This window comes from Gordonia sp. G4 (genome assembly GCF_057770005.1).
In genome coordinates this window covers 3,415,438-3,429,038 of record NZ_CM173442.1, presented here as the reverse complement: position 1 = coordinate 3,429,038, position 13,601 = coordinate 3,415,438, and the positions used below count along the sequence as shown (strand labels likewise).

The 13,601-nt window shown below is 66.8% G+C and carries 13 protein-coding genes and 1 pseudogene; 9 read left to right on the top strand and 5 right to left on the bottom strand.

Going from position 1 to position 13,601, the window contains the following annotated elements:
* Positions 1-2 precede the first annotated feature (2 nt).
* Positions 3-1,295, top strand: coding sequence for a hypothetical protein (locus AC3B5T_RS15375; protein ID WP_055474834.1), 1,293 nt, complete (start codon positions 3-5; stop codon positions 1,293-1,295).
* 45 nt (positions 1,296-1,340) lie between these two features.
* Here the strand turns inward: AC3B5T_RS15375 and AC3B5T_RS15370 are convergent, their stop codons facing one another.
* The 3 genes from AC3B5T_RS15370 to AC3B5T_RS15360 are packed head-to-tail and all read right to left on the bottom strand — an operon-like array spanning position 1,341 to position 4,206.
* Positions 1,341-2,471, bottom strand: a complete 1,131-nt coding sequence (locus AC3B5T_RS15370; RefSeq protein WP_010841915.1) for an adenosine deaminase — start codon at positions 2,469-2,471, stop codon at positions 1,341-1,343.
* A complete protein-coding gene (locus AC3B5T_RS15365; RefSeq protein ID WP_055474835.1) occupies positions 2,468-3,805 on the bottom strand; it encodes a thymidine phosphorylase in 1,338 nt (445 codons plus the stop codon). The genes AC3B5T_RS15370 and AC3B5T_RS15365 overlap by 4 nt, the downstream gene beginning before the upstream one ends.
* The gene (locus AC3B5T_RS15360; protein WP_035717124.1) at positions 3,802-4,206 is read right to left on the bottom strand and encodes a cytidine deaminase; all 405 of its coding nucleotides are present in this window, start codon (positions 4,204-4,206) and stop codon (positions 3,802-3,804) included. Before AC3B5T_RS15360 ends, AC3B5T_RS15365 begins: the two co-directional genes overlap by 4 nt.
* Before the next feature lie 224 nt (positions 4,207-4,430).
* Here AC3B5T_RS15360 and sdhC point away from each other — a divergent pair, with 224 nt between their 5' ends.
* The 4 genes from sdhC to AC3B5T_RS15340 are packed head-to-tail and all read left to right on the top strand — an operon-like array spanning position 4,431 to position 7,860.
* On the top strand, positions 4,431-4,835 hold the full coding sequence (gene sdhC / locus AC3B5T_RS15355) for a succinate dehydrogenase, cytochrome b556 subunit (protein WP_014926226.1): 405 nt from the start codon (positions 4,431-4,433) through the stop codon (positions 4,833-4,835).
* Between the two features lie 12 nt (positions 4,836-4,847).
* The gene (locus AC3B5T_RS15350; protein ID WP_004021682.1) at positions 4,848-5,303 is read left to right on the top strand and encodes a succinate dehydrogenase hydrophobic membrane anchor subunit; all 456 of its coding nucleotides are present in this window, start codon (positions 4,848-4,850) and stop codon (positions 5,301-5,303) included.
* A 14-nt stretch (positions 5,304-5,317) separates the two neighbouring features.
* Complete coding sequence (gene sdhA, locus AC3B5T_RS15345; protein WP_014926225.1) at positions 5,318-7,072, top strand: succinate dehydrogenase flavoprotein subunit; 1,755 nt, start codon at positions 5,318-5,320, stop codon at positions 7,070-7,072.
* Positions 7,072-7,860: a succinate dehydrogenase iron-sulfur subunit gene (locus tag AC3B5T_RS15340; protein ID WP_004021684.1), complete on the top strand. Its 789-nt coding sequence runs from the start codon at positions 7,072-7,074 to the stop codon at positions 7,858-7,860. The genes sdhA and AC3B5T_RS15340 overlap by 1 nt, the downstream gene beginning before the upstream one ends.
* A 43-nt stretch (positions 7,861-7,903) precedes the next feature.
* Here the strand turns inward: AC3B5T_RS15340 and AC3B5T_RS15335 are convergent, their stop codons facing one another.
* Entirely contained in the window at positions 7,904-8,491 is a 588-nt protein-coding gene (locus AC3B5T_RS15335) for a TetR/AcrR family transcriptional regulator (protein ID WP_055474836.1), read from the bottom strand.
* A gap of 162 nt (positions 8,492-8,653) precedes the next feature.
* On the opposite strand from AC3B5T_RS15335, the gene AC3B5T_RS15330 reads away from it, so the two are divergent.
* The 4 genes and pseudogenes from AC3B5T_RS15330 to AC3B5T_RS15315 all read left to right on the top strand — a co-directional run.
* On the top strand, positions 8,654-9,844 hold the full coding sequence (locus AC3B5T_RS15330) for a cytochrome P450 (protein ID WP_055474963.1): 1,191 nt from the start codon (positions 8,654-8,656) through the stop codon (positions 9,842-9,844).
* Positions 9,845-9,958: 114 nt separating this feature from the next.
* Positions 9,959-10,357, top strand: a complete 399-nt coding sequence (locus AC3B5T_RS15325) for a hypothetical protein (protein WP_055474837.1) — start codon at positions 9,959-9,961, stop codon at positions 10,355-10,357.
* Positions 10,358-10,427: 70 nt separating this feature from the next.
* Positions 10,428-11,207 carry a type 1 glutamine amidotransferase gene (locus tag AC3B5T_RS15320; protein ID WP_055474838.1) on the top strand — a complete coding sequence of 260 codons (780 nt, stop codon included), beginning with the start codon at positions 10,428-10,430 and terminating at the stop codon, positions 11,205-11,207.
* A 10-nt stretch (positions 11,208-11,217) separates the two neighbouring features.
* A pseudogene (locus tag AC3B5T_RS15315) lies at positions 11,218-12,273 on the top strand (D-alanyl-D-alanine carboxypeptidase family protein); the annotation flags it as partial.
* Between the two features lie 31 nt (positions 12,274-12,304).
* On the opposite strand, the gene AC3B5T_RS15310 reads toward AC3B5T_RS15315, so the two are convergent.
* Positions 12,305-13,543, bottom strand: coding sequence for an ISL3 family transposase (locus tag AC3B5T_RS15310; RefSeq protein WP_165629364.1), 1,239 nt, complete (start codon positions 13,541-13,543; stop codon positions 12,305-12,307).
* Positions 13,544-13,601 lie beyond the last annotated feature (58 nt).

Sequence of the window (13,601 nt, the reverse complement as noted above, 5' to 3'; positions counted from 1 at the left end):
CCATGGCCGGAGACATCGTCCCGATTGAGCTCGGACTCACCGACGGAAACAGCTTCACCCTGTGGGCACCCCGCTGGCGTGAGGGCGATGACGAGTGGGAGGCCTTCCTCGGACTGGACGAGGATCTGTATGTCCTGCCCGGCGTCGCCGAGCTCGCCGCGTTCATCCGGACCAACGAGGACAACGACCTCGTCGAACATCCCGCGTGGTCGACGGTGGTCGGACTGCAGGCCGAAGAACTGGTTCCCGACGAGCGTCACAGCTATGACCTCGTGGGCGTGCCCGAGCTCGCCGCCGAGGACCCGACCCCGGAGGTCATCGCCGAACTCGAGGACGCACTCGAGATCGTCCGCATCCTCGGCGAGGTCTGCGAACTGACGCCGGTCACCAAGTTCTTCAACGGCAACCCGATCCTGGGCGCCGTCACCACGGGCACCCGCAACTTCGACGGCCGCGAGGGCACCGACCTCTGGGTACGCATCGGCCGGCTGATCGCCAAGCACTGGGACGACGTGCTCGACGCCATCGACGGGGTCATCAGCACGCCGAAGGTCGACGCCAAGGCCGTCGAGACCGCGGAGGCCGAGCTGGAGGCCGCCGCATCCGCAGAGGACGAGGACGAGCCCACCGACGACGACATCGAGATCGTCGGTGCCACCGACACCGACGACGAGCCCGCGGAGTCCGACGACGACCTCGAGGACGACGACAAGGACGAACAGGCTGACGACGACTACGACGACGACGATTTCTGGGCGTCGGTCGGCATCGACCCGGTCAAGATCGTCACGAGCGCGAACGAATACCTGACACTCCGGTGCTACCTCGGCGACGATCCGGTCTTCCTCGGCAGCAAGGGCAAGATCTTCGTGTTCACCTCGGCGCGCGCACTGTCGCGGTTCCTCGCCGACGACAACACGCACGACCTCGCCGAGCTGTCCACGTTCGACGAGGTCCGCACCGAGGCCACCAACGGCTCCCTGGAATTCGACGTCATCGACGACAACGTCTACGTGCTGCCGGGGCTCGCCGACGACATCGCCGACGGTCCGCGTCGCATGGATCGTGACCAGCTCGACCTCGCCGTCGAATTGTTCACCGACGCGGCCGACTATGCCGGTGACGACACGGTCACCGAAGCCCTCGGCACCACCACCCCGCTGGGATGGTTCGTGGACTACACGGTCAACCCCGACCCCAAGCGCATGGCGCCGAGCGGCCCGTTCGACAACGAGGCCGAGGCGTGGCGCGCACTCGAGCACGACTTCGAGGCCCGCCTGACCAAGAAGGGCTGACGGGCCGGTCGGCTCCCGTTGCCACGCCGGCCACGACGGTGCTGCTCAGCCGAGCAGCACCGCGTAGCCGGGCTTGATGACGTCGTCGATGAACGCCAACCGCTCGTCGAAGTGGATGAACGCCGATTTCATCGCGTTCACGGTGAACCGTTCGAAATCTGCCCAGCCGTATCCGAACTGATCGGCGAGCAGACCGAACTCCTTGCTCATCGTGGTGTCGGACATGAGCCGGTTGTCGGTGTTGACGGTGACGCGGAATCGCAACCGTGCCAGCACGTTGAACGGATGCTCGGCGAGTGAACCGACCGCGCCGGTCTGGACATTCGAGCTCGGGCACAGTTCCAGCGGAATCCGCTTGTCCCGCACGACGTTCGCCACCTGTCCCAGCTTCGCGCCGGCGAACGACCCCGCCGCGAGATCGACCCCGGCGGGGAGTTCGATGTCGTCGAAGACGCGGACGCCGTGGCCCAGTCGGTCCGTCCCGCAGAAACCGATGGCTTCGTGGATCGACGGAAGGCCGAACGCCTCGCCCGCATGGATCGTGAACGGTGCGCAATTGGCTCGCATGTACTCGAACGCATCGAGGTGACGGGTCGGCGGATGTCCGGCCTCGGCACCGGCGATGTCGAAGCCCACGACGCCCCGCTCGCGGTAGCGGACCGCCAGCTCGGCGATCTCGCGCGACCGGGCGGCATGGCGCATCGCGGTGACCAGACAACGCACGGTGATGCTCCGGCCCTGCTCCGCCGCGACGGCCTCCCCCTCGGCGAACCCCCGCAACACGGCCTCGACGACCTCACCGAGCTCCAGGCCACCTTCGAGATGCTGCTCGGGCGCGTAACGGACCTCGGCGTAGACGACACCGTCTGCGGCGAGATCCTCCACGCACTCCCGCGCCACGCGTTGCAGAGCGCCGGCGGTCTGCATCACCGCGACCGTGTGGGAGAAGGTCTCGAGGTAGCGCTCGAGCGAGCCGCTGTCGGCCGCCCGGCGGAACCACTGCCCCAGTGTCTCGGCGTCGTCGATCTGCCTGCCGTTCTCGTCCGACGGCAGGTCCTCGTAACCCACCTCGTGGGCCAGTTCGAGGACCGTCGCAGGCCGGAGTCCGCCGTCGAGGTGGTCGTGCAGCAGCACCTTCGGGGCGAGGGAGATGTTCGCCGGGGTCAGCGTCGTCATGGAGTGAACCTAACGCGGTCGATGATCAGTGGTCGGGTGCCCGCGCCGACCGCGTGTCCAGGGGCGTCGGGTTCGACCGTCGCCGCCCCGGCCAGACACGAGCGCGCGCCGGCGATCCGGCCCTCATCCTGCGTGTGCAGGGTGAACAACGGTTGACCGGCCCGCACACGATCCCCCGGTTTCGCATGGATGATCACTCCGGCCTCGGCCGCGACCGCCTCCCCCGGTTTCGACCTGCCACCCCCGAGTCGCCATGCGGCGTCGCCCACCGCGCGCGCATCCATCTGGGTGACGACACCGTCACGCGCCGCGGTCACGGTGTCGTGATGGCGCGCCCGCGGTAGCGGCGCGTCCGGGTCGCCGCCCTGCGCGGCGATCATCGCCCGCCAGGTGTCCATCGCCCGGCCGTCGGCGAGGTGGGTTGCCGGATCGGCGTCGACGAGCCCCGCGGCGTCGAGCATCTCCCGAGCCAGGGCCAGGGTGAGCTCGACGACGTCGGCGGGCCCACCGCCCGCGAGGACCTCCACCGACTCGGCCACCTCGACGGCATTGCCGACCGCGAGTCCGAGCGGTGTGCCCATGTCGGTGATCACGGCACGGGTGTCGACACCGGCGTCGTGACCGAGTTCGACCATCGTCGACGCGAGTTCGCGCGCGTCGCTCTCCTCGGGCAGGAAGGCACCCGAACCGGTCTTGACATCGAGGACCAGCGCACCGGTCCCCTCGGCGATCTTCTTGCTCATGATCGACGAGGCCAGCAGCGGAATGGATTCGACCGTTCCGGTGACGTCGCGCAGTGCGTAGAGCTTGCGGTCGGCCGGCGCCAGGTCGGCACCCGCGGCGCAAATGACCGCGCCGACGCGTTCGAGTTGGTCGAGCATCTCGGCCGTGCTCACCTCGGCCCGCCATCCCGGAATGGACTCCAGCTTGTCCAACGTCCCGCCGGTGTGACCGAGCCCCCGGCCGGACAGCTGCGGCACGGCGACACCGAAGGATGCGACCAGCGGTGTGAGCGGGAGGGTGATCTTGTCACCGACGCCGCCGGTCGAGTGCTTGTCGACGGTCGCGAGCGTCTTCCCGTTCCGTCGCAGACCGGACAAATCCATCCGCCGCCCGCTGTCGATCATCGCGTGCGTCCAGGACGCGATCTCCCGGCGATCCATACCGCGCAGGTACACCGCCATCAGCAGTGCCGACATCTGTTCCGGCGCCACCTCGCCACGGGTGTAACCGTCGACCATCCACGCGATCTGCGCGTCGCTGAGTTCGTGTCCGCCGCGCTTGGTGGCGATGACCGACACCGCGTGGATGATCTCGCGGTCCTCGACCGTCATGAGCGGACCGCGTCGAGATCGTCGGGTCCGAAGGCGTCCGGGAGCAGATCCGCGAGCGGCCGGGGACCCTGCGGATGGTCGACGAGGAGCCCGCGCCCGCCGTGTTCGAGGAGCACCTGCCGGCACCGGCCGCACGGCATCAGCACCGCCCCGCGCGAGTCGCAGACGCTGACCGCCCGCAAAGCCCGGTCGCCGCCGTTCACCAGGGCCGCGACCAGCGCCACCTCGGCGCAGATACCCAGCCCATATGAGACATTTTCCACATTGCAACCAGCGATGACACGCCCCTCGGCGGTGATCCCGGCAGCCCCCACCGGGTACTGCGAGTACGGCGCGTAGGCGCGTTCGATCATTGATTTGGCCTTGTCCCGCAACGTATTCCACTCGATTTCAGCAACCACGTGAATCTCCTGTCGCACGGCGTCACCGGCCGTTCATCTGGATTTCATCACCGCAAAGCTTGGGTAAGGCAAACCTAAGTCGTAATGTCTTGTCGCTCAGATCGGTTCGGGCAATTTACCACCGGAATGGGCATGGGTTTAGAGTCTCTTCCTATGGGTCCATGGTCGAGTCGGAGCATGCCGATTCGACGCGTCCATCGACGATGTTGGAGGCCACTTTCCCGATGAGCACCTCGACCGAAGTCGCACCCGACCCGGTGCGCAGACGATCTCTTTATCGCGGCGATCCCGGCATGTGGTCGTGGGTCCTGCACCGCATCACCGGCGTCACGATCTTCTTCTTCCTGTTCGTACACGTGCTGGACACCGCGGTCATCCGCGTCGACCCGAATCAGTACGACGCGATCATCGAGACCTACAAGACGCCGATCATCGGCCTCATGGAGATCGCCCTGGTCGCCTGCGTCCTGTTCCACGCCTTCAACGGTGTGCGCCTGATCCTCGTGGACTTCTGGTCCAAGGGACCCAAGTACCAGCGGCAGATGCTGTGGGTGGCCATGACCCTGTTCGTCATCGCCTTCGGGGCCGGCACGGTCCGCCTGCTGCAGATCCTGTTCAGCCACCTGTAGGAGACACCAGAGATGACCACCTCGGAAGCCACCGGTGTCGCCAAGACCCTCGGCACGCAACACGACCGTCCCGCGAGCCTGGACAACCCGCGCTCGCCCCGCAAGCCCAAGGGCGGCAACTTCGAGAAGAACGCATGGCTGTTCATGCGGTTCTCGGGTCTGCTGCTCGTCGTCCTGACGATCGGCCACATGTTCATCATGCTGGCCTGGGACGGCGGCGTGCACCGCATCGACGCCTCGTTCGTCGCCGCACGCTGGAGCTCGCCCTTCTGGCAGATCTGGGACCTCACCATGCTGTGGCTGGCCCAGCTGCACGGCGGCAACGGTGTGCGCACCGTCATCGCCGACTACTCCCGCAAGGACTCGACCCGTTTCTGGCTGAACGTGCTGCTCGCCGTGTCGATGATCCTCGTCCTCACGATGGGCACCTACGCCCTCCTGACCTTCGACGTCAACAGCGTCGGCTAGAGGAGACCTAGAACATGCAGGAACATCGCTACGACGTCGTCATCGTGGGCGCCGGCGGCGCCGGAATGCGCGCGGCGATCGAAGCCGCACCTCGTGCCCGCACCGCGGTACTGACCAAGCTCTACCCGACCCGCAGCCACACCGGCGCGGCCCAGGGTGGCATGTGCGCGGCACTCGCCAACGTCGAGGAAGACAACTGGGAGTGGCACACCTTCGACACGGTCAAGGGTGGTGACTACCTCGCCGATCAGGACGCCGTCGAGATCATGGCCAAGGAGGCCATCGACGCGGTGCTCGATCTGGAGAAGATGGGCCTGCCCTTCAACCGGACCCCCGAGGGCAAGATCGACCAGCGGCGTTTCGGCGGTCACACCCGCGACCACGGCAAGTCCCCGGTCCGGCGTGCCTGCTACGCGGCCGACCGCACCGGTCACATGATCCTGCAGACGCTGTACCAGAACTGCGTCAAGCACGACGTCGAGTTCTTCAACGAGTTCTACGCCCTCGACATCTGCCTCACCGAGAACGAGAAGGGCGAGCAGGTCGCCACCGGCGTCGTCGCCTACGAACTCGCGACCGGCGAGATCCACGTGTTCCACGCCAAGTCGATCGTCTTCGCCACCGGCGGCTCGGGCCGCATGTACAAGACGACGTCGAATGCGCACACGCTGACCGGTGACGGCATGGGCATCATCTTCCGCAAGGGCCTCCCCCTCGAGGACATGGAGTTCCACCAGTTCCACCCGACGGGTCTGGCCGGCCTCGGCATCCTCATCTCGGAGGCGGTCCGCGGCGAGGGCGGCATCCTGCGCAATGCCGACGGTGAGCGCTTCATGGAGCGCTACGCCCCCACCATCAAGGACCTCGCGCCGCGCGACATCGTCGCCCGATCGATGGTGCTCGAGGTGCTCGAGGGTCGCGGCGCCGGGCCGAACAAGGACTACGTCTACATCGACGTGACCCACCTCGGCGAGGACGTCCTCAACGAGAAGCTCCCCGACATCACCGAGTTCGCCCGCACCTACCTCGGCGTCGACCCGGTCACCGAGTACGTGCCGGTGTTCCCGACCTGCCACTACGTCATGGGCGGCATCCCGACGAACATCAACGGCCAGGTGCTGCGCAACAACGACGAGGTCGTCCACGGCCTGTACGCCGCCGGCGAGTGCGCGTGCGTGTCGGTCCACGGAGCCAACCGCCTGGGCACCAACTCACTGCTCGACATCAACGTCTTCGGACGCCGGGCGGGCATCGCCGCGGCGGACTACGCGAACTCGGCCGAGTTCGCCGAACTCCCCGAGACGCCCACCGAGATGGTCGATTCGTGGCTCGAACTGCTGCTCAGCGACCACGGCCACGAACGCGTCGCCGACATCCGCACCGAGCTGCAGGCCTCGATGGACGCCAACGCCTCGGTGTTCCGCACCGAGGAGACCCTCAAGCAGGCGCTGACCGACATCCACCGGTTCAAGGAGCGCTACGCGCACATCCGGGTCCACGACAAGGGCAAGCGCTTCAACAGCGACCTCCTCGAGGCCATCGAACTCGGCTTCCTGCTGGAGATGGCCGAGGTGACGGTGGCCGGAGCCCTGAACCGCAAGGAGTCCCGCGGCGGTCACGCACGCGAGGACTACCCGGATCGTGACGACGTCAACTACAAGCGGCACACCATGGCCTACAAAAAGGGCACCGATCTCCTGTCAGACATCGAGTTGGACTACAAGCCGGTCGTGGAAACCCGCTACGAGCCGATGGAGCGTAAGTACTGATGACATCTGTTCTGGACAAGCCCGCGCCGTCCTCCGACGAGCCGCCGTTGCCACCGGTGCCCGACGAGGCCACCATGGTGACGCTCAAGATCTTCCGTTTCAACCCGGAGAACCCCGACGCCCAGGGCTTCGAGAGCTTCCGCGTCCCGGCGCTGCCGACGGACCGTCTGCTCAACCTGCTCCTGTATGTGAAGGGCTACCTCGACGGGACACTCACGTTCCGTCGTAGTTGCGCCCACGGTGTGTGCGGGTCGGACGCGATGCGGATCAACGGCGTCAACCGTCTCGCCTGCAAGCTCCTGATGAAGGACATGCTCCCCAAGGACAAGTCCAAGGAGATCACCATCACCATCGAGCCGATCCGCGGCCTGCCGGTGGAGAAGGATCTCGTCGTCGACATGGAGCCGTTCTTCGACGCGTTCCGCGCGATCAAGCCGTTCCTGATCACCTCGGGCAACGAGCCGACCCGCGAGCGCATCCAGAGCCAGGCCGACCGAGCTCGCTTCGACGACACCACCAAGTGCATCCTGTGCGCCTGCTGTACGACGAGCTGTCCCGTGTTCTGGACCGAGGGTTCGTACTTCGGTCCGGCCGCGATCGTCAACGCGCATCGGTTCATCTTCGACAGCCGCGACGAGGGCGCCGTCGAGCGTCTCGACATCCTCAACGACGTCGACGGTGTGTGGCGCTGCCGCACGACCTTCAACTGCACCGACGCCTGCCCGCGCGGCATTCAGGTCACCCAGGCGATCTCGGAGGTCAAACGCGCGCTGATGTTCTCGCGCTGACCCAATCGAACTTCTCTCTGCAGCCCGTCGACGGCCCGCACCCTCAGGGGTGCGGGCCGTCGTCGTCGGGGTCGATCGAGGTGATGTGCGGGCCGAAGACGCCGGCGACGATCGCCTCCGCGCTCCGCGCCTCCTCCTCGGGTTCGGCGGGCCAGAGCAGCATGCCCAGAACCGAGCGGATCACGAACCGTGCGCCCACCACGTCGTCGGGATCGACACCGATCAGATCCGCGGCCACCGCACGTACCGCCGGCGAGGACAGGACCGTCGGCGTCGCGTCGATCAGGTTCTCGGGCCGGAGGAACTGTCGGATGACCCGGTCGGCGCGTAGGGCTCGCAGGGTCTCGACGATCGCCGTCCGGGCACGCTCACGCCCCGTGAGGTCTGAGATCGAGGCCCGGATGGCATCGAGCACCGGCGCCGAGGTCGAGGCGAGCACGGACTCGATCAGCACGGCCCGTCCGCCGGCGTGGCGGTAGATCGTCGCCCTCGAGCAGTGCGCCCGGCGTCCGAGTTCGTCGAGATCGAACGCGTCGAGCCCGCGCCGGGCGATGAGTGCCGCCGCGTGCGCGATGAGGCGTTCGCGCGCGGCGTCTCGCCGTTCGCCGCCGACCAGCCAGTCCTCCGCCACCCATCCTCCGTTCTCATCATGAGACGAATCGCGCCTTGGTTGTGGCCACTCTCTGCTGGTCACGACCATACGTTGAGACATCGATCCGTGATGCTCAATCCTCCCGATCTCGACTTCCGGGAATCGCGTGCCATCGTGACCGATGTCGCCGACGCTGGTGTCATGGACACCACCGAGGACCCCACGACGTTCTACTCGCGCCTGCACACCGACTCCCCGGTGCAACGGATCGGGGACTCACCGTTCTTCGCCGTCGGCTCCTGGGACCTCATCGCCGAGGCGGTCCGCCGGCCCGAGGACTTCTCGTCGAACCTGACCGCCACGATGGTGTGGCACGACGACGGCACGGTCTCGGAGTTCCCCGTCGCCGGTCTGGGCGATGCGATGCACGTACTCGCCACCGCCGACGGTGCCCGGCACCGGGACCATCGCAAGCTCGTCATGCCGTCGGTCGCGCCGGCTCGCATCCGTGAACTCGAGCCCGGCATCCGCCGACTCCTCGACGAGTCGTGGACCGCGAATCTGCACGACGGCCGGATCGACTGGGTGAGCGCTGTCGCGCAACGGATTCCGATGGCGGTCGCCTGTGAACTGCTCGGGCTGCCGCCCGACGACCGAGCCGTCCTCACCCGGTGGGCGATCGCGACCAACGTCCTGATCGACGGGGTCATCACGCCGGAGCAGCTGACGACGGCGACCGCGGCGGTCGGCGAGTTGACGGCGTACCTGTCGGCGGCGTTGACCGGCGCCGGGAGCGGAGCGAGCGGGACCGGGTCTGCGCTGGTCGAGGTGGCCGCGCGCGTCGCGGACGGCCGTCTCGACCACGCTTCCGCCGTGATGATCTTGTTCCAACTGGTCGCCGCGGGCGCCGAGTCCACCACGAGCCTGCTGAACAGTGTCGTCTGGCTCTTGGACCGTCACCCCGAGGTCCTCGAGCGACTGCGCCGGGACCCTGATCTCATCCCGGTGTTCGTGGAGGAGACCCTTCGACTCGAGACCCCTTTCCGTGGACACTTCCGGCACGTCGTCACCGACACCACGCTCGGCGACACACACCTGCCCGCCGGCTCGCATGTCTTCCTGATGTGGGGGGCGGCCAACCGCGACCCGGCCCATTTCGACGATCCCGCCGCGATCGACCTCGACCCGGCGGCCCGCAGGTCGCACCTCGCGTTCGGCAAGGGCCTGCACCTGTGTGTCGGGGCCGCGCTGGCGCGCCTGCAGGCGCGACTGGCGGTCGAGCATCTGCTGCGCGTCGCCACGACCTTCCGGATCGATCTGGGGCAGACACAATGGGAGCCAGGGATTCTCGTGCGACGTTTCACCACGTTGCCGCTGACGGCCACCACCTGACGACGCATCCGACTATCCGAGGGAACCGATCAGCCGCTCGATGCGTCGAAGAGAGACCGAAGGCGACCGGCTGGTCGCCGTCGACCGGCGCTCGTCCACCGAAACGGAGTTTCCATGGCCCGCACCCTGCTGTTCCGGCTGCTGTTGACGTTCGCGGTGAGTGTGCTCGCGTGCCTCCTCGTCTTTGCACCGGCTGCGGCTGCGCCCACCACCGACACCCAACGGATCACGATCACGTTGACCTCCGACCGGCAGCACAACGGCGCGGCAGCCTGGACCGACGCGGACGGACGGTTGCGCACGCAGACCGATGTACCACTGACGCAACGAGATTCGCACGGGAACTGGTCGGCGTCCCTGGTGTACACCCGACTCGCGGGCGATCTTCCGCTCGATGCCCTCTTCCAGTCCGGCGGGCGTCTCGCGCGGTGCGAGATCCGGATCGACGGCAAGAAGGTCGCCGACCACACCGCACACGGCCCCCGCCCCACGAGTTCGTGCCGCACGGGTTGATCCCGGCCGGTTCACTCCGGCACCGCGTCGACGAGAGGAATGGCCGCCGGAACCGTACGCTTGCCACGTCATGAGCACGAGAACAGAGCAGGCCGGGGCCTCGCCGCAGCGACCGCGGGTCCTTGAGATCCGACACGCGGAATCCGAGCCGCCGGGCGCGTACGGTCCCGCGTTGGACGAGACCGCCGAGACGACGACCCTACGGATCTGGCGCGATCCCGCGTCGATCGATCTGACCGACTTCGACGCCATCGTCGTTCTCGGCGGCGCGATGGGAGTGGGTGACGCCGACCGCATCCCATGGATCGGCGACGAGCTCGACCTGCTCCGTCGAGCCCGTGACCGAGGTATGCCCATCTGGGGCGTCTGCCTGGGTGCGCAGATGCTGGCGGCGGCTCTGGGTGGGGAGGTGTACACCAGTGACACACCGGAACTCGGCGTGCACCGGGTGAGCCTCACCGATGCGGGGATGGCCGACCCGGTCTGGGGTGGTGCGGTCACGGCACCCACACCCCGCGAGATCGACACCGTGCAATGGCATTTCGACACCGTCATCCTGCCACCCGGGGCGACCCTGCTCGCGTCATCGGAATCCTGCGTCAATCAGCTGTTCCGCGTGGACAACTGCTATGGCGTGCAGTTCCATCTCGAGGCCGGCGGCGATCTCGTCACCGACTGGCTGTCACACCCGGATTCACGGTCCGCGGTCGCCGGGGTCCTGGGCGAATCCGCCACCGATCGTTTCCCCGGCGACGCGGCGGCGGAGGAGGGCATCACCGCGCCGATGGCGGATGCGGTGATGCGGCGGTGGTTGCGCGAGGTCGTCGGCCACGGGCGATCCCGCTGGTAACGTGCGGCCGATGACCTCGACGTGGACTCGTCGCACCGCGTGCGCGCTCGTCGCCGTGCTGACCTTCGGGGTCCTCGGCATGCTCGTGCGCACCGGCCCGGCGGTCGCCGTCCCGCTCCCGACCCCGCCGCCTGCCGTCACCACCCCGGTCACCGATCACTGTCCGCACAAGGTCGCGACGCCGCCCGCCGTCGACGAATCCGAGGTCGTCGCACCCGGATCGGCGACCCCTACTCCCCTCCCGGTTCCGACCCCGGCCCTCGGAGGTGACGCGCTGGCCGGTTGCGGCGTCATCGCCGACCCGGCCGCCGGCCCTGTTCCGCCGCGCCTGACCTCGGCGGGCTGGCTGATCGCCGACCTCGAGTCCGGGCGGGTCATCGCCGCCAAGGACCCCCACGGCCGTTACCGGCCGGCGTCGACGATCAAGGTGCTGCTCGCACTCGTCGTCCTCGACGAACTCGACCTCGCCGCACACGTCGTGCCGACCGCCGAGGACTGGAGTACCGAGGGCGACTCCTGCGGCATGGGGCCCGGCGGCATCTACACCGTCCGTGACCTGCTCACGGGTCTCCTACTGATCTCGGGTAACGACTGCGCCAATGCGCTGGCGCGTGAGCTCGGCGGCGTCGACGCCGCTCTCGAGAAGATGAACGATCGGGCGAAACTGCTGGGCGCGCACGACACGCGGGCCGCGAGCCCGTCCGGACTCGACGCTGCCGGGATGTCGTCGTCGCCCTATGACCTCGCGCTGTTCTTCCGGGCTGCGCTCGCCGAACCGACCTTCCGCGAGTTGATCGCGATGCGCACGTTCCGCTTCCCGGGGTATCCGCGGCGCCCGGACGTACCGGGTGACAAGGACCATCCGCCCTACGACATGTACAGCACCAACCGCCTTCTCATCGACGGGTACCCGGGGATCATCGGCGGTAAGACCGGCTACACCGACGACGCGCGCAAGACGTTCGTGGGCGCGGCCGAGCGGGACGGTCGGGCGGTGATCATTGTGCAGATGTTCGGTCTGTCCGTCGACGGCGACCTGTACTGGGATCAGGCCGAAGCGATGTGGATCTCCTGATCTGAAAGTGGGCGGTTTTCGGTCAGTTTCGATGTGGGAGTTCTGGGCATGCGCCGCCCCTGGTGAGGTTCGCCATCGCGATCAAAGCGTCGGGAGTGTGAAATCCGTACGACCGCTTTGTCAATGACCGCAGATGGCAGTTCGTTGCTTCGACTCGCGCATTGCTCATCTGACACTCGACCGCGTTAAAGATCTGGACCTCACGTTTACGGATACTCGGCGCCAGGGTGCGAATCTCTGGTATGTCACAAGCCTCCGCCTTCTTCAACCACCGCCGCAACGGCGCCCAACATGACAAGTAGGCACCTGAAAGTATGTGCCGTATCTCTTCTTTCATCTGATACGCACGGGCCAGCACACTGTTGGCATCGCTGACCACGATGGACTGCAACCGCTCCTGGTTCTCGGTGAGGCTGTCAGGATTCTTCAACAACGCCCACCTCAACCGGCCACGTTCCACCTTCGACAAGCCGGCTATCCGACTCATCACCCGAGACCGGCACCGGTCCAACGCCTGATTGACCCACTGCAGCACATGAAATGGGTCCATACACCAGTACGCCCCCGGCGCCTGCTCGGCGAGGACCGCACCGATGTACTCGGCGCCATCAGCACTGATATGGGTGATCCTGCGTGCGCGCACATCACCCAGTTCATCAAAGAACCGCTCGATCGTCTCCTTTTTGGCGCCCTCACCCGCCCATACCAACTGACCTGTGTCATGATTGACCACGACAACCAGGTACCGGCGGCCCTTGCGATAGGCGATCTCATCGATACCGATGCGCCGCAACCCGTTCAAGCGTTTAGTGAGTCCGACATGGTCGTCGACCACGCGCTCGACGATACGAGATACCGTCCGCCAGGAGACCCGCAGATAGGCACTGACCGCGGTCATCGGGGCGTGCGCGCACAGCCATGCGACGGTGTCGTCGAACGCCCTGGTCATCTTCGCTTCCGGACGTGCCCACGGAACCAACTCAGTCTTCACATCATGGCGAGGACACTGCACACGCTTGGCGGGCAACTCGAGGAAGCACCGCCAACCGCCCATGTCGAGATGTCGCCACCGTCGCGGCGCCGCAGGTTGATCGTAACCAGGGCAGCGCTTCTTACATTGCGGGCACCGTGATCGTGCGTTCTTGTGCAGTTCCAGCGACACGACCACCATCTGCCCGCGGTCATCCTCATCGAACCTGACACCCACAACACGGGCACGCTCGATTCCGAGCAACTTCTGCAGTACTCTGACAGTGCGCAACGCCCACTCCTTTGGTCTTGTTCTTCGCAAATCAAAACCTAAGCGAGACTGGGCGTTG